The organism is Trichlorobacter thiogenes (assembly GCF_900167465.1).
Classification (GTDB): Bacteria; Desulfobacterota; Desulfuromonadia; order Geobacterales; family Pseudopelobacteraceae; genus Trichlorobacter; species Trichlorobacter thiogenes.
The window spans coordinates 38,532-60,589 of sequence record NZ_FUWR01000018.1; the positions used below are offsets into that span (position 1 = coordinate 38,532).

Consider the following 22,058-nt stretch of genomic DNA (forward strand, 5'->3'; position numbering starts at 1 on the left):
TGAGACGGCACCAAAGAGGCGATGAAGGCGTACAGAAAAGTACGCCAAAGAAGCCTCTGTAGGGGCTGAATCAGCCAGGGCGCAGAGATGGCGTTTCTACAGTTCCGGCCACTCGCCGCCATCTACCACGACTGTTGGCAATCCCATTGGCCCCAGCACCTCCAGGAACAGCTCTGGATCAAACTGTTCCATGTTCCAGACACCTGCTGCATGCCATTGCTTGGTCAGCATCATGATCGCCCCTACCACGGCAGGTACGCCGGTGGTGTAGCTGATGGCCTGGGACTGGACCTCTTTGTAGCAGGCCTCATGGTCGCAGATGTTGTAGATATAGACCTGCTTGCGCTTACCATCCTTCAGGCCACGTGCAATCACACCGATGCAGGTCTTGCCCTTGGTCAGCGGCCCCAATGAGCCCGGATCAGGCAGCAGTGCTTTCAGGAACTGGATCGGTACAATCTTCTGACCGTTAAACTCCACCTCATCAATGCGGGTCATGCCCACGTTCTGCAGCACCTCAAGGTGCTTGAGGTAGTTGTCGGAAAAGGTCATCCAGAACTGGGCCTTCTTGATGGTGGGGATATGCTTGACGATTGACTCCATCTCCTCATGGTAGAGGCGGTAGCAGTTCATCGGCCCGATCCCCTCGGGGAAGTCAAAGACCCGCTTTGTGGAGAGCGCCGGGCTTTCCACAAACTGGCCGTTTTCCCAGTGGCGGCAGGTGGCGGTTACTTCGCGGATATTGATCTCAGGATTGAAGTTGGTGGCAAAAGGCTGGCCATGGCTGCCTGCGTTGGCATCGATGATATCCAGCTCTTCAATCACATCCAGATACTTCTTGACTGCCAGGGCGGTGTAGACGTTAGTCACGCCTGGATCAAAACCAGAACCCAACAGCGCCATCAGACCAGCCTGCTTGAAGCGATCCTGATAGGCCCATTGCCAGGAATACTCAAACTTTGCCGTATCCAGCGGTTCATAGTTAGCGGTATCCAGATAATCCACCCCGGTCTCAAGGCAGGCATCCATGATAGTCAGATCCTGATACGGCAGGGCCACGTTGATCACCAGTTTGGGTTGCACCTGCTTGATCAGGGCCACCAGTTCAGGCACGTTATCAGCATCCACCTGGGCGGTCTTGATACTGCCCCCCAGTTGGGCGGCAATGGCATCGCACTTGGCTTTGGTACGGGAGGCAAGCGTGATCTCGGTAAAAACATCACGACGCTGGGCACATTTATGGGTCACAACCTGGCCAACACCACCAGCGCCGATAATAAGGACGTTGCTCATAGTTTATTCTCCTAGGTAGGTGTATCCCAACAGGGTTCTATCCAACAGTTCAATAAAGTGACTGCTCTCTTCAATTGAGACCTTCTTGATGGCAACCTGTTTTTCAAGGTTGTCCCGCACATGTTTCAGGATCTCTGGGCCTTTGTACTGAACGTACTTGAGGGTTTCCCAGGTGGCATCGCCGTTGATGACCGTATCAATCATGTAGCCGGTCTTTTTGTTAAAGGTGATATGCACGGCATTGGTGTCACCAAACAGGTTGTGCAGGTCGCCCAGGATCTCTTGATAGGCACCGATCAGGAAGAAGCCGATGTAGTAATCTTCATCCTTGCGTAGCTTATGCATCGGCAGGAACTTGCTGCGTCCGTTTTCCCCCACAAAGCTGGTGATCTCACCGTCTGAATCACAGGTGATATCGGCAATGGAGGCCATTACATCCGGCTTTTGTCCCAGACGCTGCAGCGGCATGATCGGGAAGAGCTGATCAATGGCCCAGGAGTCAGGAATGGACTGGAACAGTGAGAAGTTGGCAAAGTAGGTCTGGCGCAGGGCAAGCTGGAAGTTCTGCAGCTCCTCAGGGATCGGCTTGATCTTCTCCACAATGCTGTTAATCTTCTTGATGATCTTGGAATAGAGCCACTCAGCAATGGCCCGGTCCTGCAGGGTCAGATAGCCCAGATTGAACAGGCTGACCGCCTCATTGATCAGCTGCAGGGTGTCGTGGTAATCCTCCCGCAACGAATAACGGTCAATGCTCTTGTAGATATCCAGCAGTTTTTTAACCGTGGGGGCTGGCTTTTCCATCTCCTCAAGAATCTGCTCGTAATCCGGCATCAGGTTCTGGGTGTTGGTATTCAGGACGTTGGTAATCATTACTGAATAATGGGCAACCGTGGCCCGACCGGATTCTGAGATGATGTTGGGGCAGTCCACCCCGGCCTCGTCACAGATGTTCTTGATCTGGTAGATCACGTCATTGGCGTACTCTTCCACCGTGTAGTTGACGCTGGAGAAGTAGCTTGATTTGGAGCCATCATAATCAACCCCCAGACCGCCGCCGATATCCAGATACTGGATATTGACCCCCAGCTTGCGCATCTCGGAATAGATCCGGGCTGCCTCAATCAGGGCGGTCTTGATCTTGTCGATCTTAGTGACCTGGCTGCCGATATGGGAGTGCAGCAGGTTGACACAATCCAGCAGATCTGCCTCCTGCAGCATCTTGATGGCTGCCATGATCTCTGACATCCGCAGGCCGAACTTGGCATCTTCGCCACCGCTGGTGGCCCATTTGCCGGTCCCCTTGGAGGAGAGCTTAACCCGGATACCCAAGGTTGGCCTGATGCCGGTCTTCTTGGCAAGTTCAATGATCTTTTCCAGCTCAAACAGCTTCTCCACCACGATGGTGATGTTGTAGCCGACCCTGGTGGCAAACAGCACGGTCTCGATATACTCGGCATCCTTGTAGCCGTTGCAGATGATCGGCAGGCCATTACCGGTGGAGATGGCGATACCAGCCACCAGTTCCGGCTTTGAACCGACCTCAAGACCGATGTTGTAGCGCTTGCCGTAGCTGGCAATCGCCTCTACCACCTGGCGCTGCTGGTTTACCTTGATCGGGTAGAAGGTCTGATATTTGGCAGGATAGTCGTTTTCCGCAATGGCATTACGGAAGACTCTGTTGATGGAGGCGATCCGCCCCTGCAGCACATCCATGAAACGGAGCAGGATCGGCGGCTTGATCTTGCGCTTGATCAGGTCATCAACCAGGGCGCGCAGATCAATGGCGTTCTTTGAATTTGAGGAAGGGTGAACGCAGACATTGCCCTTTTTGTTGATTGAAAACAGGTCTGCCCCCCAGTTATCCAGGTTGTATACCTTGGCAGACTCATTGATTGACCAGCGCTCCATAGACAACCCTCCTCAATCGGGACTTATGCAGGATTTGAGTGTGTACCGTCAACAAAAAAGGGGGCGGGACCGCAGCCCCGTCCCCTTTGTAACTTACCTGTAACAGGATTAGTCTTTTTCTTCCAGCGACTGGCCAAGGGCGGCCTTGCGCGAAAGCTTGATCTTACCCTGTTTATCCACGCCAATACACTTGACCAGCACCTTGTCACCTTCGTTCAGGATATCGGTCACGTTTTTAACACGGGTCTCGTCCAGCTCAGAGATATGTACCAGACCATCAGTACCGGGCAGGACTTCAACAAAAGCACCAAACTCCATGATCTTCTTGACGGTACCCATGTACAGCTTGCCTTCTTCAACCTCATCAGTCAGGCCACGGATCATCTGGATTGCTGCATCACAGGCTGCCTTGTCGGAGCTGGCGATGTTGATCTTACCGCTGTTGTCGGAATCAATGTCAATCATGACGCCAGTTGCCTCGGTAATGCTGCGGATGGTCTTGCCGCCGGAACCGATAACGTCGCGGATACGGTCAGGCTTGATGAAGATAGTGGTGATCCGTGGTGCAAAGGAAGACATCTCTTCGCGAGGAGCTGTCAGACACTGGGCCATTTTACCCAGGATATGCAGACGGCCTTCCTTGGCCTGCTTCAGGGCCTGCTGCATGATCTCTTTGCTGACGCCACCGATCTTGATATCCATCTGCAGCGCGGTTACGCCATCTGCGGAACCGGCAACCTTGAAGTCCATATCCCCCAGGTGATCTTCATCACCCAGAATGTCAGTCAGAATGGCAACTTTATCGCCTTCCTTGATCAGGCCCATGGCAATACCAGCCACTGGTGCCTTGACCGGCACGCCGGCATCCATCAGGGAGAGACAGCCACCGCAGACCGTAGCCATGGAGGAGGAACCGTTACTTTCCAGGGTCTCTGCCACGATCCGAATGGTGTACGGGAAGTCATCATGGTTGGGCAGGATAGCGGAGATAGCCCGCTCTGCCAGCATACCGTGACCGATCTCACGACGGCCCGGAGCCAGACGGAAGCTGGTTTCACCAACCGAGAAGGGAGGAAAGTTATAGTGCAGCATGAATTTCTTGCGGTATTCGCCGTAGAGGGAATCCATACGTTGCTCATCCTGTGAAGTACCCAGCGTGGCTGCAGCCAGCACCTGGGTCTCACCACGGGTAAACAGGGTGGAACCATGTGCGCGGGGCAGCAGACCTGCCTCAATGGCGATCGGACGAACGGTAGTGGTGTTACGGCCATCAATACGGATGCCGGTTTCCAGTACATCGTTACGCATACGATCATATTCGATATCGCCGATAAAGCCTTTGATCTCTTTTCCACGGCCTTCATACTCATCAGCCAGGGCAGCAACGACCTCTTCCTTGATCAGCGCCACAGCAGCATAACGCTCCTGCTTGGCCTTGATCTTGAATGCCTGGGCAATACGGTCAAAAGCCAACTCCTTCACCTTTGCCTTCAACTCTTCATCAACAACCAGGGGAGCTACTTCACGCTTTGCAGTAGCAACCTGCTTGGCCAGTTCTTCCTGAGCAGCAAGAATTCCCTGCACAGCGTCCTTGGCAAAGAAAACTGCCTCTAACAGATCTTCTTCAGAAACAAAGTCAGCCTCACCCTCAACCATGAAGATGGCGTCCTTACCGGCAGCAACCACGATCTCCAGGTCACTCAGCTTCAGCTGCTCTGCACTGGGGTTAGCGATCAGTTTGCCATCAACACGGCCTACTTTAACGCCGGCAATCGGGCCTTCAAACGGGATATCAGAGATCATCAGGGCTGCGGATGCACCGATCATGGACAGAATTGCAGGATCATGGTCTTCTTCAGCTGAAATAACAGTTGCCATGACCTGGGTATCACACAGGTAGGATTCAGGGAACAGGGGGCGGATCGGACGGTCAATCAGACGGCAGATCAGGGTCTCGTCTTCTGAAGGGCGGCCTTCACGCTTGAAGAAACTGCCGGGAATCTTGCCGCCGGCATAGGTTTTCTCGGTGTAGTTAACGGTCAGGGGAAAGAAATCCTGGCCCGGCTTTGCTTCTTTGGTACCCACCACGGTAACCAGTACCATGGTATCACCACTTTGAATCACCACCGCACCGCTGGCCTGTTTGGCCATCTTGCCGGTGGAGATTTTTACGTTCATGTTTCCTACCTGAGCCTCTACGCACTTTTCGTTGAATGTCATGTTTTCTCCTCACATGAATGTGCGCTGGGGCCGTCGATGGAAACTCCCTGAAACCAGAGCTTTTCTATCCACGCCCCCAACACGGTTGACAAAAAATAAAAGGGCCTTAACAGCCCTTTTGCGAAACAATAAAAAGAGGCAGGCAGATCTCTCGGCTACGCCGGGATACCTGCCCGCTTCCTACCTACGGATGCCGAGTTGCTCGATCACTTTCTTGTAACGATCAAGATCACGGGACTTGAGATAGTCAAGCATGCGACGACGCTGGCCAACCAGCTTCAGCAGACCACGACGGCTGTGGTGATCCTTCTTGTGGATCTTGAAGTGATCAGTCAAATACACAATGCGTGCGGTCAGGATTGCAATCTGGACCTCTGGGGATCCGGTATCGCCTTCATGCTTCTTAAAGTTGTTAATGATTTCCTGCTTTTTTTCTGTAGCCAGCACCTGTGGGCTCCTCCTGTACAGCATGGGGATGTATGTGTCGAAACACTTTAAACACTAAAAGGGATATATCTCTATCACACCTTACCTGAACCTGTAAAGCATTTCCATCAGTTGAAGACCCTTTTCAGGCTGATAGCCTTCTCAGGGGTCTGTTCTGCAACCGCTATCACCTGCTGGCCATACATCAGACTGAACAGTCCCGGTTGCATCTCAAGCAGTCTGTCCCGGGGCGGAATGCCGTTTTTAAGCTTCAGAAAATCAGCTTCAGTCAGTTGCACCTGCCCCAGGTGGGAAAGAGCTGTCGGCAGATTCAGGCCATACTGTTGCGCGACACCTTCTTCAGCATAGTTGGCAAGCTGTTCCAGCGTCAGGGCATCAGCCAGCCGGAACGGGCCGCTCATGGTACGCCGCAACTGGATCAGACAGGCACCACAGCCAAGCAGTTTCCCCAGATCATCGGCCAGGGTCCGCACATAGGTACCACGGGAACAACGCACCCGAACCGTTGCCAGGGGTGATGAGAACTCAAGCAGATCAAAGCTGTGGATGGTGACCTGGCGGGATGGCCGTTCAACCTCAATCCCTTTGCGGGCCAACTTGTACAACGGCTGCCCGCCCTGCTTGATGGCAGAGTACATTGGCGGAACCTGGCTGATCTCGCCTGTCAGGGCAGCCATAGCGCTTGCCAGCTGTTCCTGCCCTACCCCGCTGGGATCATGTTCCTGCAAGACTGCACCGGTGATATCAAGGGTGTCGGTTGCAAGACCCAGCTGGATAACCGCCTCATAGGCCTTTTCACCTTCATCCAGAAACTGGATCGCCTTGGTGCCTTCCCCTACGGCAATCGGCAACACGCCGGTTGCAAAGGGATCAAGGGTGCCGGTATGGCCGACCTTCTTGGTACCAAGGATGCGCCGCACCCGATTGACCACGTCATGGGAACTGATGCCAGCAGGTTTATCAATGACCAGAAAGCCGTCTACCACTGTGCTGCTTCAACCGCTCCGTAGACGATCCGCTTAACCTCGTCCAGGCTTCCATCCACCGTGCCTCCGGCAGCGTTATGGTGACCGCCACCGCCAAAGGCCTGGGCCAGCAAGGCCACATTGACGGTCCCCTTTGAACGGAAGCCGACCTTATACTTTTGCGCATCAAGTTGACGGAAAAACACAGAGACCTCAACCCCGGCCACTGAACGGGGATAATTGACAAAACCATCGGTCAGTTCAGCCGTAGCACCTGTTGCAGCATACATATCCAATGTCACGGTAATTGAGGCCACCTGACCTTCTTTGACAAATTCCAAGGTGGGCAATGCAAGTGCCAGCAGCTCAATCCGCTTACGGGGCTGGCTCTCATACAGCTTTTCAGCCACATGCCAGGCATTCAAGCCCCCCTGCTGAACCAGCTCACCTGCTGCAGTAAAGGCTTCCTGATTGGAGTTTGAATAGCGGAACGATCCGGTATCTGTCAGCACCGCCACGTAGAGGCAGAGAGCAGTAGCATAATCAGCAGTAAAACCATAGGCCTTGGCCACCCGCCAGACCAACAGACCGGTTGCTGCTGCCTGCTCATCGATCAGGTTGAGGGTGCCAAAATTTTCACAGGTCAAGTGATGATCAAGGTTGATGATTTGACCGATCCGGGTAAAGGCACCAAACTGTTTGCCTGCGCGGCGAAACTCGCCAACATCCAGCACAAAGGCGAGATCAAAATCCTGATCTGGAATAGTGCTGCAAACCTGATCAGCACCGGGCAAAAAGCGATACAGCTCAGGCACAGGATCTGCCAGATGCACGGTCACCTGCTTACCGATCGCCTTTAAAAACGCAGCAAGCCCCAATGACGAGCCAATGGCATCACCATCAGGGCCTTCATGGCTGGTAATCAGCACGGTCCGGCTCTGCCGGATAGCACTAATTATCTTCTGTATCGTTTCCGTCATTGCTTGTTCCCACTTCCCGCAGCAAACAATCAATCCGCTGGCCATACTCCTGGGAATGGTCATACTTAAACAGAATATCCGGGGTATAGCGCATCTTCAGCACCTTGCCCAATTCGTGACGAATAAAACGGGCAGCACTATTCAGACCTGCCTCTGTACTCTTTTTAGCAGCCTCATCACCGATTACGGTAAAGAAGATCCGTGCCAGATGCAGGTCATCAGTCACCTCCACCTCGGTAATGGTGACAAATCCGATCCGGGGGTCATTCAACCCCCGGGACAGGATGGTGGAGATGGTGGTATGGATGGTCTCAGCGACCTTGTCCGAACGTTTGTGCTTCATAACAAATACCTTTTAACCTACCGAAACTACAGCTTGGCAGCTACCTTTTCCATCTCAAACGACTCGATGATATCGCCAACCTTGATGTCGTTGTAGTTCTCCAGCCCCATACCGCACTCATAGCCGGTTGCGACCTCTTTGACGTCATCCTTGAAGCGACGCAGGGTGCCCAGTTTTCCCTGGTAGACCACGACGTTGTCACGCAGCAGGCGGACCTGGGAATTACGCAGGATCTTGCCGTCCTGAATATAACAACCGGCAACGTTACCGACCTTGGGCACCGAGAATATCTCGCGGATCTCGGCACGGCCAAGATATTTCTCCTTGAAGACCGGCTCAAGCAGACCTTCCATTGCCTTGCGGACATCATCCACAGCGTCATAAATAACATTGTAGAGACGGATATCCACCCCTTCCTTCTCAGCCATGGCCTGGGCCTTGACTTCAGGACGGATACTGAAACCGATGATAATGGCATTGGAGGCAGTAGCCAGGTTGACGTCGGTCTCGGTAATGGCACCAACTGCGGTGTGGATAACATTCAGACGGACTGCGTCCGTAGAGAGCTTGCGCAGTGATTCTGCAACAGCCTCAACCGAGCCCTGAACGTCTGCCTTGACAATGACGTTAAGATCCTTGACTTCACCCTTCTGGATCTTCTCGTACAGCTGCTCAAGGGACATCTTGGCATGCTTGGCCAGCTCCAGCTCACGCTGCTTGATCTGACGCAGGGTCGCGATCTCTTTGGCCTGCTTCTCATCCTTCATGGCCACAAAGATATCACCGGCATCCGGCACACCTGGCAGACCAACGACTTCAACCGGCATGGCAGGACCAGCTGCAAGCACCCGCTCGCCACGGTCATTCTGCATGGCCCGTACACGACCGGAGTGAACACCAACCACACAGTAATCGCCGGTACGTAAGGTACCTTCCTGAACCAGCACGGTGGCAACCGGGCCACGGCCCTTATCCAGCTTACCTTCAACAATGGTACCTTTGGCAGCCTTATCGGGGTTGGCCTTCAGATCCATCAGGTCAGCCTGCAGCAGGATCATCTCCAGCAGTTCTTCCAGGTTCAAGCGCTTCTTGGCAGAAACTTCAACCATGGTGACATCACCACCCCACTCAGAGGAGACAATGCCATGCTCGGTCAGTTCCTGCTTGACCTTTTCAGGGCGGGCATCCGGCTTATCAATCTTGTTGATGGCAACAATGATCGGTACGCCAGCAGCCTTGGAGTGGTTGATCGCCTCCCTGGTCTGGGGCATGACACCGTCGTCAGCAGCCACCACCAGGATAACAATATCAGTTACCTTGGCACCACGGGCACGCATGGCAGTAAACGCCTCGTGACCTGGGGTATCCAGGAAGGTGATCTTGCGACCATGCAGCTCAACATCGTAGGCACCAATATGCTGGGTAATACCGCCAGCCTCACCTGAAATGACGTTGGCCTCGCGGATAGCATCCAGCAGTGAGGTCTTACCATGATCAACGTGACCCATGATGGTAACCACTGGCGGACGTTCCTGCAGCAGTTCAGGAGCATCCGGGGTAAACTCCAGAATCTCATCCAGATCCACTGCCACGTTTTCCACTTCATAGCCATAATCGGAAGCAAGCAGCACCGCAGCATCATGGTCAAGCACATGGTTGATGGTAACCATTGAACCCATCTTCATCATGGCCTTGATCAGGTCAGTTGCCTTGATACCCATCCGCTTGGCAAGTTCACCAATGGTGATGGTTTCGGATATCTTGATAATCCGCTTGATCGCCTTGGGGGTAGTCAGTTCTGTTCTACCCGGCTCCTCACGCTCTTTACCTTTTTTGCGGGACTTATGGAACGGATCAAACTGACGCTCTTCTCTCGAAAGCAAGGCCTGCTTGCTGAGTTGTTCACGTCCCTTACCCTTACCTGCTGCTGCAGTCTTTTTCGCTTTTTCTGCCGCAGTGTCCTTACCAGGTCCGCCCGGCTTCCGATTCGGGCCTGGGGCTTTACGGCGTTCATCTGACTGAAGCGGCATATCAACCTGCGTCAACTGGACGGGACGAGCGCCCCCCGGAGTACCGGCTGGACGGGGACCACGATTATCCTGACTTCCTGCAGGTCTTGGACCACGGTTGTCCTGGGCACCAGCCGGACGGGGACCACGATCACCACCAGGGACACCTGCTGGACGGGGACCGCGATTATCCGGGCCTCCTGCAGGTCTTGGACCACGGTTATCCTGACCACCAGCTGGACGGGGACCTCGATCGCCGCCCGGACCAGGACCACGGTTCGGCTCACGACGATAGGGGCGCGACTCTTGCGTTATCGGGATCTCAATCATCCCCAGAATACGGGCCTGGGTTGCACTGGCACGCTCTGGTTGTGGCGGAATGACCGGAGCAACCACAGCAGGCTTGGCAGGCTCTTGAGCAACAGTATCTACCGGAGCTGATACGCTCGGTTCAGGACGGGGCTCAACCACCTCGGCAGCGGGAGCAGGCTCACTCACCACCGGGGCAACAACCGCCTCAACTGCTTTTTTCACCACCGATACCCGCTCAGGAATAACAGGGGCAACTTTTTCAACCACCTTGACAGGAGGAGCGGCAACAGGCTCAACAACAACCGGAGCTTCAACCTCTGGCTCTGGTGTTGCTGAAGGTCTTGAGCGACGACGAACAATATTCGACGCAACGCGAACTTCTTCTGGACCTGCTTCCGCTGGCTTGAATGCCATTAGCTTGGCTGCCGCGTCATCTTCCACGGTGGAGGTTCCGGCCTTGACGTCGTATCCCAACGTCTTCAGCCTGGCAAGCACCTCCTTGGTGTCTATGCCCAGCTTTTCCGCAAGATTGCTTACCCGGGTCTTACTCATCGACCGCTCTCCTCCTCCAGGTAGTTCCTGTATCGCTCAATTTCCTTAACAAGTGACTGTGCAAAGCCGTCTGACATCACGGCTACAGCGCTTCGATCCGACTCTTTACCTACCAGTTGTCCTAAAACATCCTTGGACAACACCTTCACCACCGGCACCGCAGACCGTGCTGCGATACCTGCAAGCTTTTCTGCAATTGCCGGTGATATATCTGTTGCCAGCACCAACAGGCGCGGCAGTTTTGCCCCTTTCAGGGACCGTTCAATGGCTTCACCGCCGGACACCGTTGCTCCGGCCTTGTTTGCCAGTGCAAGATAGCCGCTGATCCGTTGTTCCATAATCTGCTGTAAAAGGGCTGTCAGTGCCGGGCCATCCACCTCTGCTGCCGCCCCTTTGAAGGTGCGACTGAATTGGCGTTTGGCAACCGCATCCTGCACACATCGCCGGGATTGGCAAAGATACGCGCCACGACCGGGCAGTTTTCCTTCCAGATCCGGGGTAACCGTGCCATCCGGGGCCAGCACAAAGCGTAGAAGCGTTCCTTTATCCCCGGTACGACGGCAGGCGATGCAGCTCCGTTGTGGCCCTGTCCCAACAAGAGGACTCATAGACTAGGCTGCCAGCTCCTCTTCAGGTTGTTGCGGTTCTGCCTCTGCTTCAGCAGACAGCTCTTCCGGTTCTTCTTCAACCTGGGTACCATCGAAGGAGGCAAATTCATCAACATCAGCTTCTTCGTCGGTTTTACCCTCACCCTTGATATCGATCCGACAACCGGTTAGACGGGCTGCCAGACTAACGTTCTGGCCGCGCTTGCCAATGGCAAGAGACAGCTGATCATCCGGTACAATAACTTCAAGGGTACGTTGTTCTTCATCCATAAAGACCTTGACAACTTGAGCCGGAGACAGCGCATTGCAGACAAAGCGGGCAACATCAACTGACCAGGGAATAATATCAATCTTTTCGCCCCGCAGTTCAGAAACCACATTCTGGACCCGTGAACCGCGCATGCCAACGCAGGCACCAACCGGATCAATATCACGATCATTGGAAGCAACCGCAATCTTGGCACGGCTGCCCGGATCGCGGACCACATTGACAATCTCAACCAGACCTTCGCTGATTTCAGGTACTTCAGCCTCAAACAGCTTAGCCAGCATCTGGGGATGGGTGCGGGACAGGATGATCTGTGGTCCCTTGGTGGTCATGGCGATGTCGGTAATAATGGCACGAATCCGGTCACCGGGACGGTACACTTCGCGGGGCATCTGCTCTTTGCCAGTTAAAATCGCCTCAGCACGACCAAGATCAATCAACAGGTCACCGCGCTCAAAACGACGCACCTGGCCAGTCACGATCTCCCACTGGCGATCTTTATACTCGTTAAAGACGGTCTCACGCTCAGCTTCACGCACCTTCTGGATAATAACCTGCTTGGCAGTCTGGGCAGCAATCCGGCCAAAATCGCCAGAATCGATCTTCTCACCCAGTTCATCACCAATTTCGCACTCAGGGTCCATCTCACGAGCTTCGTCCAGTGAAATCTCGGTATAGGAATCCACCACCTCTTCCACAACCACCACATACTCAAACAGCTCAACTTCACCGGTATCATTGTTGTAATGGGCTTCAAGGTTGCGAGTATTGCGATACTTTTTATTGGCAGCAGACAGCACGGCCTGTTCCATCGCCTCGATCACCACCTGACGGTCGATCCCCTTCTCTTTCACGATCTGCTCGATGGCCTGTTTGAGACTGACGATTGTATCCACGGCACGAATCTCCTTATGCGATCACGGATTAATAATTGCGTACGTACGAAAAACTAAACTCGACTATTTAAAATTCAAATTCAAGATGTGCCTTGGCGATCTTGTCCCAGGGGATACGGGCCTGTGGCCCTTCCTTCAGGCGGATAACAACCACACCATCTTCAACCCCTTCGATGGTGCCCAGGAATGTCTTGCGGGGACTTCCCTTTTCATCCTTCAGCAGCTCTGACGTCTTAACCATAGCAAGCCGTCCTGCATAACGGACAAAATCCTGTTCTTTTTTCAGGGGTCGATCAAGACCAGGTGACGAGACTTCCAGGGTATAGCGACTTGCAATACAGTCCTCAACATCAAGCTGTACAGACAGTTCGCGGCTGACTTCAGCGCAGTCATCCAGGTTTACGCCTTCTGGTTTATCAATAAAGATCTGCAGCAGGTAACCACGGCCAACCTTTTTAAATTCAAGTTCCACCAGCTCTAGCCCCATCGAATCCAGAATGGGGTGAAGCAGATTTTCAACCAGCTTTGCGGGATCAACACCGGCCATACATAAACTCCAGGCAATAAAAAAGTGGGCCTTGCGAGCCCACTTTGTCAGACAGAACAAAATGTAGTACAGGCAATACCATAGCGCCCCAATGGTTGCAAGCCTTTTATTGTCTTGAAATAATTGTTCTGATCGAATTGACAGGGGGAATATTTATATATATAGTTTTCACAAAATCGTCTACGAACAGGACCTGATCCATGGATTTTGACAAAAACATGATGTTTAGCAATGAGGCTGAAATTCTGAAGGTGCTTGGTCATCCGATCCGCTTGAAGATCGTTGCCGGACTCTGTTCACAGCAGTGTAACGTCAAGCATATCTGGGAATGCCTCAGCCTACCCCAGGCAACGGTTTCCCAGCATCTGGCCCTGTTGAAGAACAAAGGAATTATTGAAGGAAAACGGGACGGTGTTGAGGTTCACTACAGCGTTATCCATCCCCTGGCAAAGAAGCTTATTGCTGCACTGATGAGCCCAGATCAACGCCTTCCTGCTGCGTAAATCACAGAATAACTGACCGGCACACCATCTGGCGTGCCGAACCGCTCATAATAAATTGCTGCCATTTCATGCAGCACCCTGCGCCACCCCAGTCCACCGCCGGATAGCGGGCGTGAGGTCCCTGCCCCTATCCGCTTGATTGCCTGCAACAGATGCGGCACATCCGGATACCAGACCTGCTCCAGTTCAGACCAGACCGTTACATCCCTGAATCCCGTCAGTTCAAGTGCCTGCTGCACCTGATCACTACTATAAAAACGATGGGTGCCGTTGTTTTGTTCAGTCCTCTCCCGCCCGGTATTCAGCAAGGCCTGCTGCCACGACTCCCGCAACTCATAGAGTGTACCTTCACCAAATAGACTGAACACAAATCGTCCCTCTGGCTTAAGCACCCGCCTGGCCTCTCCAAAACAGCACTGCAGGGTATCAAGCCACTGAAAGGTGGAACTGGAAAGTACCATCTGAAAACTGCTGTCAGCAAAGGGAAGCTGTTCCGCATCGCCCTGAATCAACCGGGCCTTCCCCCCGAGACGGACAGCTGCCTGCTGCAGCATGTTGGGAGCCAGGTCAAGACCGGTCAGAACAGCATCAGGAAAACAGTGCCCCAGCAACTCTAACAAACGTCCGGTACCGCAACCAACATCCAGGACGGCTGCATTGGGGGCAAACGGATACTGACCAATCTGCTGCATCAGCTGTTGCAGCACCCGCTGCTGAACCGGGGTATGCTGATCATACGCTTCAGCTCCTTTATGAAAAGAGCTCTGCACCCGCTGTCGATCAATGCCTGTCATGCAGCGCTCCCACAAATTTCAGCAGATCATGGTTAAACTGCCGGGCACGGCTCAGAAACGGTGCATGCCCGCAACCGGCATAGAGCATGCGCTGGCTGTTCCGGATCGCCTGTGCCAACCAGGCAGATGCCTCAGGCAGGCAAACCCGGTCCTGATCGCCATGTAGCAACAGGGTGGGACAAGCAATCTGCAGGGCCTCCTCCATCAGCTCTTCCTCCATCAACGCCTCAAGCCCTGCAAGGGCAGCAGCAGGCTGAGGTAGAACAACCTGTCCCAACTGCTCTGCGACCTGTTGCGCAACAACAGGGTCATCAAGTTCATGTTCAACAAACAGGTTGCGATGAAAACCTTCCAGGGCCCGCTCAAGACTGCGACGCACCTTCAGGCGCATCCCTTCAGCCTCTTTCGGGGGCAACCCATAGGGAAAGTGGGGGGCTGCTGAAAAGCGTGGCGTTGCACCAACCAGCACCAACCCAACCAGACGCTCGTGCAGTCGAGGCCAGGCCTTGAGCAGGGCCTGCGCCCCCAGGGACCAGCCAACCGCAACCAGATTCTGAAGATCAAGTTGCTCAACAACCCTGACAACATCATCAGCATAGCCGCCAAAGCCTGTTTCTCCTGCATCTGGCAGCCCTGATTGACCATGCCCCCGCAGATCCAGCGTAATAATGCGATACTGTTCTGCCAAGAGATCCCGCTGCAGCCCCCAGATGGCTGATGACATGCACCAGCCATGCACAAACAGGATCGGTTGTCCCGCACCACACTCTTCATACCAGATCGGCCCTGTAAACGGCATCAGAGTACCCCCAATTCCCGGCCAACCCGGACAATGGCGGCAGCAGCCTGTTGGATCTGGTCCGGGCTGTGGCTGGCCATAACCGTACAACGCAGGCGACTGGTCCCTTTGGGTACCGTGGGGGGACGGATTCCCTGCACGAAGAGCCCTTCCTCCAGCAACCTGGCTGAAAAGCGTGTGGTGGTTTCAGCATCACCAACCAGAATCGGAATAATCGGTGTGGATCCGTCAGGCACCTTACAGCCTGCCTGCTGCAGGAGAGAACGCAGCAGCATACTGTTATCCGTAAGTTGCTGCCGTAATTGCTGCCCTTCTTCTGTCTGTACCAGATCAACTGCTGCTGCTGAGGCTGCCAACACTGCCGGTGGCAGGGAAGTCGAAAAGATCAATGAACGGGAACGGTTGATCAGATACTCCCGCACCAGCCTGGAGCAGGCAGCATAGGCGCCAAAGCTGCCCAGGGCCTTACCAAAGGTTCCCATCTGAATAGCCACCCGCCCTGCAATACCGCAGAAATCAACGCTGCCCCTGCCCTGTTGCCCCAGCACGCCCCCGGCATGGGCATCATCCACCATCAGCAGGGCCTGATGCTGCTCTGCCAGATCAGCAATCCCCTGTAATGGGGCGATATCGCCATCCATACTGAAGACTCCGTCAGTCACAATCAGCCTGAGACCGTCTCCCTGATGCTGTTCCAGCAGACGTGCCAGTGCCAGGGTGTCATTATGGGGGTAGCGGACCAGCCTGGCGCCAGAGAGCAGGGCACCATCAATAATGCTGGCGTGATTGAGCCGGTCCGAAAATATGATATCTCCCCGTCCTGCCAGGGCAGCAATGATGCCGGTGTTGGCAGCATAACCGCTGTTAAACAGCAGGGCTGTTTCCGCTCCTTTCCAGGCGGCCAGCTTTGCTTCGAGCATATCATGCAGTGGCTGGTTCCCCGACACCAGCCGCGAGGCAGCGCTGGAGGTGCCATACTGCAAGGCCGCATCAGCTGCGGCCTGCGCCAAGGCAGGATGTTCAGCCAAACCCAGGTAGTTATTGGAACAGAGCAACAGCGCCTGTTGACCTTCAACAGAGACCAGCGGTGTTGTCCGTTCAACCGACCGCAGGCTGCGGTAGAGACCGTCATGGTGAATTTTCTCAAGCCTTTGGGATAGAAGCTGCAACGGCATTGTTAACCTTCCAAACAAATCAAAGTTGACAAGCAGATCAAAAAAAAGGGGGGAGAAGACTATCCTCCCCCCTCTCCATTCCTATAAATAGTTCTCCAGCCCTTGAGCAGCCAGCTGTTCAACTACTTTCTTCACATCCTGGGCACGATCCTTGGGGCAGACCAGCACCGCATCGCCAGTGGCAACCACGATCAGATCACGTACCCCCACCGTAGCGACAACGTTACCATTGCCGGATACAATACAACCGCTGCTATCAATATTCACGTAGCTGCTGCAGTTGGCAACCACCGTACCCTGTGCGTCAAGCTCCGTGACCTCCGGCAAGGCTGACCAGCTGCCAACATCGCTCCAGCCAATATCTGCAGGGACCATCTGGACCCGTTCAGACTGCTCCATGACACCGTAATCAATGGATTGGCCGCCAATGGCAGCATAGATATCTGCTATCTGGCCTGACAGATCAGCCAGATCCCAGACATCACCAAAGGTCATCCGTTCCAGCTGGGCAGCAAGCTCCGGCATGTAGCACCCAATTTCAGCCAGGATCGTATCTGCCCGCCAGACAAACATGCCACTGTTCCAGAAATAGGTGCCCGCCTCCAGATAGGCAAGGGCCGTGGCGCGATCAGGTTTTTCCACAAAGCGGGTCACCGGGAAGGGACCAAGCCCACGCAGACTCATATCTGCCTCAAGATAGCCATAACCGGTCTCAGGGCTGGTGGGTACAATCCCCAGGGTCATCAGCCAACCATTACGGGCAGAGTTGGCCGCCAGTTGCAGACTCTGGCGCAGCCCCTGATCATCCCGGATATAATGGTCAGCAGGCAGCACTGCCATCACCCCTTCCAGATCATGGGCAGCAATGATGGTGGCAGCCAGTCCCACTGCCGGGGCAGTATTGCGCCCCACTGGCTCAGCAATCACATCTACCGGAACCGATGCACGATACCCTGCCAGCTGACGTTCTGTTTCCGCAGCCTGCAGCCGGTTGGTTATGACCAGAACCCGCTTGGGCTTCAACGGCAGGATACGTTCAACGGTCCGTTGCAGCATGGTGGGACCATCGGTCACACTGATCAGCTGCTTGGGACGAGCCGTACGGGAAACCGGCCAGAAACGGGTGCCTGAGCCTCCTGCCAGGATCACAACATACATAGCGCCTCCCTACTCCTCAGCCCGTTGGTAGTCATCCTGAAAACGGACAATGTCATCCTCACCCAGGTATTCACCACTCTGTACCTCAATGATCACCAGCGGTATCTTGCCGGGGTTCTGCAGGCGGTGCTGCTCACCGATCGGGATAAAGGTGGACTCGTTGACATTCACCATAAATTCACGTTCACCACAGGTCACCAGAGCGGTTCCCGAGACAACAATCCAGTGTTCACTGCGATGGTGGTGCTTCTGCAGAGACAGCCGTTGCCCCGGCAACACCTCGATCCGCTTGATCTTGTAGTGACTGTTCTCCTCAAGCACCGTATAGGTGCCCCAGGGCCGCTCTCCACGTTCCAGTGTCATGGTCAGGATTCCTTCCGCAGGGTTAGATACTGTTTAAGTGCTTCGTGCCATGATTGCGGCTCAAAGCCGGTATCGGCAACCAGCTTGCTGCAATCAAGGGTTGAGTAGAGCGGACGCCGGGCCGGGCGGTTCAACTGCTCGGTGGTCATCGGCAGCACCTGTACAGGTAAACCAGCCTCGTCAAAGATAGCTTTGGCAAAACCGTTCCAGGAGGTATGGCCGCTGTTGGCGCAGTGGTAGGTACCACAACAGTCCTTATTAATCAGGGCCAAGATCCCCCTGGCCAGATCCATGGTCCAGGTGGGGGAGCCGATCTGGTCATCCACCACAGTCAATTCCGTCTTTTCCTGTCCCAGTTTCAGCATGGTCTCCACAAAATTTTTGCCGTGCAGGCCATAGAGCCACTGGGTCCGCACCAGCAGGTTGTCAGGGTTGATATCCACATTCAGCTCACCGGCCAATTTGGATTCGCCATAGATGTTCAGCGGTTGCTGCAGGTCATCCTCACGATAGGGGCTGCCCTTGCTGCCATCAAAGACATAGTCGGTGCTGACCTGCACCAGCTTGGCCCCGATTGCGCGGGTCACCAACCCCAGAAAGGCCACCCCTTCACCATTGACCTGCATGGCAGTCTCCGTGTTGGTTTCACAGCCATCCACATCGGTATAGGCAGCGCAGTTGATCACCACCTTTGGTTTCAGGGCGGTCAGTACCTGTTGCACTGACACCATATCAGTAATATCAATATCCGGCAGGTCCACTCCCCTGCCCCGTTCACCCAGCAGGCTCATCAGATCCTGCCCCAACATCCCGTTTGCTCCCACCACCAGGATCATGCTGCACCTCCATACTGCTGCTGGTAGTAGTCACGATAGCTGCCACTGGTAACTTCAGTTACCCATTGTTGATTGGCCAGATACCAGTCAATGGTCTCAGCTATACCGGTTTCAAAGGTATAGGATGGAGACCAGCCCAGATCTTTTTTGAGTTTTGAGGCATCAATGGCATAGCGCCGGTCATGGCCGGGACGGTCTTTGACAAAGGTGATCAAGCCCCTGTTCTCGCCCGATTGCCGGCCCAACTTGCTGTCCAACAGGTCACAGACCAGGTTAACAATAGCGATATTCTGCCATTCGTTATTACCGCCAATGTTGTAGACCGAGCCAGGCTTGGCCCCCTTCAGGATACACTCGATGGCAGCGCCATGGTCCGCCACATGCAGCCAGTCCCGCACATTGCTACCGTCGCCATAGACCGGCAGCGGCTTTCTGGCAATAATATTGGCGATCAAAAGCGGAATCAGTTTTTCCGGAAAGTGATAGGGACCGTAGTTATTGGAGCAGCGGGAGATAAGCGTCGGCATGCCAAAGGTCTCATAATAAGCCCGCACCAGCAGATCTGCACCGGCCTTGGAGGCAGAATAGGGAGAGTTGGCAGCCAGAGGCGTCTCTTCGGTAAAAAAGCCGGTTTCACCCAGTGAGCCGTAGACCTCATCAGTGGAGATCTGATAGTAGCGGAACCCTGGCACAACACCTGATTGCCAGTGTTTGCGGCTTTCTTCCAACAGCACCTGAGTACCCAGTACATTGGTACGGACAAAGATCTCCGGCCCGGTTATGGAGCGATCCACATGGGACTCAGCTGCAAAATGTACCACCGCATCAATCTTCTCTTCCGCCAGGATGGACGCCACCAGTGCGGCATCAGCGATATCGCCCTTAACAAAACGATAGTTGGGGTTCTGCTCGACGCCAGTCAGATTTTTCAGATTCCCGGCATAGGTCAGGGCATCAAGGTTAATAACACGGCAACCGGGGTTTAACGACATGAAGCGGTTAATAAAATTGGAACCTATAAAACCGGCGCCACCGGTTACCAGCAGGGCGGTGGGTTGAAACAGTTTCTCAGGCATGGACAATTCCTTAAGTGGAGTAAACGGCTCTATACCATAAAGAGGGTACAAGGGGAAGTCTACGATGTTTAATCCCCATCAGAAGCAAGCCCTAGTTTGGAAAGTTTGTAGCGATAGGAGCGGAATGTCATCCCCAGCAGTTCGGCAGCCTTGGTCTTGCTGCCACCAGACTTATCCAGGGCCTTAAGCAGATACTGTTTTTCAAGATTCTCAAGGGCCGGTTCCAGATCAATCCCTTCATCGGGTATATCAACCGCAGCATGCAGGTCAAAGCGTTTGATCGCCCCCCTGACCTGGTGGGGGAGACTATCAAGGGTAATCCGTTCACGATCCAGCACCAGGCTGCGCTCAATGACATTCTCCAGCTCCCGTACATTGCCGGGGAAGGGGTAGGCCATCAGGCATTTAAGTGCTTCCGAAGTGACAATTCCGCCGTTGCCACAATGTTTTCTGACCAGATGTTCAACCAGTAAAGGAATATCCTCAACCCGCTCCCGCAGGGGAGGCATAACCACCTGGACCACATTGATCCGATAGTAGAGATCCTCACGAAAGGTTCCTTCCTTTATCTGCAGTGCCAGATCACGGTTTGAGGCAGCCACCAGACGCACATCCACCTTCTTGGTGGTTGATCCGCCGACCCGACGCACCTCCCGTTCCTGAATCACCCGCAGCAAACGGGTCTGCATTGCCAACGGCAATTCACCTATCTCATCCAGAAAAACCGTTCCGCCATTTGCCTGTTCAAACAGCCCGGCCCGTTCGCCCACAGCACCGGTAAAGGCGCCCTTTACATGGCCAAACAGTTCGCTTTCAATCAGGTTTTCAGGAATGGCACCACAGTTGATCGCCACAAACGGCTTGCATTTCCTGGCACTCGCTTCATGGATCGCCCTGGCTGCCAATTCTTTACCAGTACCACTTTCTCCAGACACGAGCACCGTGGTTTGGGATTCAGCAACCTTGCGCAGCAAATTAAAGACCTCTTTCATCCGCTGTGATGTACCAACAATTCCGCCGTACCCCTCGCACACGCCGGCCTTTTCCCTCAGTTGCCGGTTTTCTCGCTTCAGGTCGCGCTTTTCCAGAGCGTTCTTGACCAGTATCTTAATCTCATCCACCTTAAACGGCTTAGCCAGATAATCATAGGCACCCAGCTTCATTGCTTCAACCGCCTGTTCAGCTGTTGAAAAGGCAGTCACCAGCAACACTGCAGTATCCGGTTTATCTTCCTTAATCCGTGCCAGCAGCTCCAAGCCGCTTAAGCCCGGCATCTGTACGTCTGAAATAACCAGATCAATATCCGAAGCAGCCAGTCGGGTAAGCGCGGTGGTTGCGTCAGCTGCCGTCAGCACCTCGTACCCTTCACGCTCCAGCAGGATCGAGATAAACTCCCGCATACTCAATTCATCATCAACAACCAGAATTCTGGTTCTCACCAAGCCCCTCCTCCATCATCGGCAACAAAAGCGTCATCACAGTCCCCCCCCCTTCACGGGGGTCAGCCTGTACCATACCACCATGCCCTTCAACAATCCGGTAGACTGTTGCCAACCCCAGCCCAGTCCCCGCTGGTTTTGTCGTCCAGAACGGCTCAAACAGATGCCGACAGGTAGCCTCACTCATGCCACAGCCCTGATCCATAATTGAAGGTTTTCAGTAAACCACCGGCTCTGCCGGTGAGACTTGAAAAGGCTCTGCCGTTCCAGCGATAGTTCCTCCTGAGGAAAGCCCCTAAAGGCAATCAACAGGAGGAACTGCCATGCGAGAGTGGCAAAGTTTAGCCCATGTAAAATGGGAGTGCAAATATCATGTTGTGATCGTGCCGAAATACCGTAAGAAGGTTCTTTACGGCAGGCTTCGAGGAGAAGTTGGCAAAATCATCCGTCAGTTATGTCGGCAGAAGGAAGTTGAACTTATCGAGGGTCATGCCATGCCTGACCACATCCATCTGGTGTTGAGTATTCCACCGAAGTACAGTGTTTCGATGGTGATAGGGTATT

At 54.1% G+C, this 22,058-nt stretch carries 22 protein-coding genes; 2 read left to right on the top strand and 20 right to left on the bottom strand.

What is annotated here, in order from left to right; translation table 11 throughout:
* Positions 1–96: 96 nt before the first annotated feature.
* From B5D39_RS13500 to rimP, 11 genes are all read right to left on the bottom strand, one after another.
* Positions 97–1,293, bottom strand: coding sequence for a saccharopine dehydrogenase family protein (locus B5D39_RS13500; RefSeq protein ID WP_078790981.1), 1,197 nt, complete (start codon positions 1,291–1,293; stop codon positions 97–99).
* Between the two features lie 3 nt (positions 1,294–1,296).
* Positions 1,297–3,204, bottom strand: coding sequence for an arginine decarboxylase (gene speA, locus B5D39_RS13505; protein WP_078790982.1), 1,908 nt, complete (start codon positions 3,202–3,204; stop codon positions 1,297–1,299).
* 108 nt (positions 3,205–3,312) lie between these two features.
* Positions 3,313–5,424 (bottom strand): polyribonucleotide nucleotidyltransferase, encoded by a 2,112-nt coding sequence (gene pnp / locus B5D39_RS13510; RefSeq protein ID WP_078790983.1) that lies wholly within the window; start codon positions 5,422–5,424, stop codon positions 3,313–3,315.
* A 180-nt stretch (positions 5,425–5,604) separates the two neighbouring features.
* The gene (rpsO, locus tag B5D39_RS13515; RefSeq protein WP_012469731.1) at positions 5,605–5,871 is read right to left on the bottom strand and encodes a 30S ribosomal protein S15; all 267 of its coding nucleotides are present in this window, start codon (positions 5,869–5,871) and stop codon (positions 5,605–5,607) included.
* 107 nt (positions 5,872–5,978) lie between these two features.
* The gene (truB, locus tag B5D39_RS13520) at positions 5,979–6,857 is read right to left on the bottom strand and encodes a tRNA pseudouridine(55) synthase TruB (protein WP_078790984.1); all 879 of its coding nucleotides are present in this window, start codon (positions 6,855–6,857) and stop codon (positions 5,979–5,981) included.
* Complete coding sequence (locus B5D39_RS13525) at positions 6,851–7,816, bottom strand: DHH family phosphoesterase (RefSeq protein ID WP_078790985.1); 966 nt, start codon at positions 7,814–7,816, stop codon at positions 6,851–6,853. Before B5D39_RS13525 ends, truB begins: the two co-directional genes overlap by 7 nt.
* Complete coding sequence (locus B5D39_RS13530) at positions 7,788–8,159, bottom strand: ribosome-binding factor A (RefSeq protein WP_078790986.1); 372 nt, start codon at positions 8,157–8,159, stop codon at positions 7,788–7,790. The genes B5D39_RS13525 and B5D39_RS13530 overlap by 29 nt, the downstream gene beginning before the upstream one ends.
* Before the next feature lie 26 nt (positions 8,160–8,185).
* A complete protein-coding gene (infB, locus tag B5D39_RS13535) occupies positions 8,186–11,032 on the bottom strand; it encodes a translation initiation factor IF-2 (protein WP_078790987.1) in 2,847 nt (948 codons plus the stop codon).
* The gene (locus B5D39_RS13540) at positions 11,029–11,640 is read right to left on the bottom strand and encodes a DUF448 domain-containing protein (protein WP_078790988.1); all 612 of its coding nucleotides are present in this window, start codon (positions 11,638–11,640) and stop codon (positions 11,029–11,031) included. The genes infB and B5D39_RS13540 overlap by 4 nt, the downstream gene beginning before the upstream one ends.
* Positions 11,641–11,643: 3 nt before the next feature.
* A complete protein-coding gene (gene nusA / locus B5D39_RS13545) occupies positions 11,644–12,804 on the bottom strand; it encodes a transcription termination factor NusA (RefSeq protein ID WP_078790989.1) in 1,161 nt (386 codons plus the stop codon).
* Positions 12,805–12,871: 67 nt separating this feature from the next.
* Positions 12,872–13,351: a ribosome maturation factor RimP gene (gene rimP / locus B5D39_RS13550; protein WP_078790990.1), complete on the bottom strand. Its 480-nt coding sequence runs from the start codon at positions 13,349–13,351 to the stop codon at positions 12,872–12,874.
* Positions 13,352–13,551: 200 nt separating this feature from the next.
* Here rimP and B5D39_RS13555 point away from each other — a divergent pair, with 200 nt between their 5' ends.
* Positions 13,552–13,854 (top strand): ArsR/SmtB family transcription factor, encoded by a 303-nt coding sequence (locus tag B5D39_RS13555; protein WP_078790991.1) that lies wholly within the window; start codon positions 13,552–13,554, stop codon positions 13,852–13,854.
* Here the strand turns inward: B5D39_RS13555 and bioC are convergent.
* The 9 genes from bioC to B5D39_RS13600 all read right to left on the bottom strand — a co-directional run bounded on the left by bioC (position 13,833) and on the right by B5D39_RS13600 (position 21,699).
* The gene (gene bioC / locus B5D39_RS13560) at positions 13,833–14,648 is read right to left on the bottom strand and encodes a malonyl-ACP O-methyltransferase BioC (RefSeq protein WP_078790992.1); all 816 of its coding nucleotides are present in this window, start codon (positions 14,646–14,648) and stop codon (positions 13,833–13,835) included. The two genes, B5D39_RS13555 and bioC, sit on opposite strands and share 22 nt — an antisense overlap.
* Complete coding sequence (locus B5D39_RS13565) at positions 14,635–15,447, bottom strand: alpha/beta fold hydrolase (protein ID WP_078790993.1); 813 nt, start codon at positions 15,445–15,447, stop codon at positions 14,635–14,637. The genes bioC and B5D39_RS13565 overlap by 14 nt, the downstream gene beginning before the upstream one ends.
* Entirely contained in the window at positions 15,447–16,622 is a 1,176-nt protein-coding gene (gene bioF / locus B5D39_RS13570; protein ID WP_078790994.1) for an 8-amino-7-oxononanoate synthase, read from the bottom strand. The genes B5D39_RS13565 and bioF overlap by 1 nt, the downstream gene beginning before the upstream one ends.
* Before the next feature lie 81 nt (positions 16,623–16,703).
* Positions 16,704–17,780, bottom strand: coding sequence for a mannose-1-phosphate guanylyltransferase (locus B5D39_RS13575; RefSeq protein WP_078790995.1), 1,077 nt, complete (start codon positions 17,778–17,780; stop codon positions 16,704–16,706).
* Between the two features lie 9 nt (positions 17,781–17,789).
* Positions 17,790–18,143, bottom strand: a complete 354-nt coding sequence (locus B5D39_RS13580) for a cupin domain-containing protein (protein WP_078790996.1) — start codon at positions 18,141–18,143, stop codon at positions 17,790–17,792.
* A 2-nt stretch (positions 18,144–18,145) separates the two neighbouring features.
* Positions 18,146–18,979, bottom strand: a complete 834-nt coding sequence (gene rfbD, locus B5D39_RS13585; RefSeq protein ID WP_078790997.1) for a dTDP-4-dehydrorhamnose reductase — start codon at positions 18,977–18,979, stop codon at positions 18,146–18,148.
* Positions 18,976–20,055 (bottom strand): dTDP-glucose 4,6-dehydratase, encoded by a 1,080-nt coding sequence (gene rfbB, locus B5D39_RS13590; RefSeq protein ID WP_078790998.1) that lies wholly within the window; start codon positions 20,053–20,055, stop codon positions 18,976–18,978. Before rfbB ends, rfbD begins: the two co-directional genes overlap by 4 nt.
* 68 nt (positions 20,056–20,123) lie before the next feature.
* A complete protein-coding gene (locus tag B5D39_RS13595) occupies positions 20,124–21,494 on the bottom strand; it encodes a sigma-54-dependent transcriptional regulator (protein ID WP_078790999.1) in 1,371 nt (456 codons plus the stop codon).
* Positions 21,469–21,699, bottom strand: coding sequence for an ATP-binding protein (locus B5D39_RS13600; protein ID WP_078791000.1), 231 nt, complete (start codon positions 21,697–21,699; stop codon positions 21,469–21,471). Before B5D39_RS13600 ends, B5D39_RS13595 begins: the two co-directional genes overlap by 26 nt.
* A 118-nt stretch (positions 21,700–21,817) precedes the next feature.
* Here B5D39_RS13600 and tnpA point away from each other — a divergent pair.
* Positions 21,818–22,058 (top strand): IS200/IS605 family transposase (gene tnpA / locus B5D39_RS13605; protein WP_139366775.1); only part of this gene is annotated, 241 nt, incomplete at its 3' end.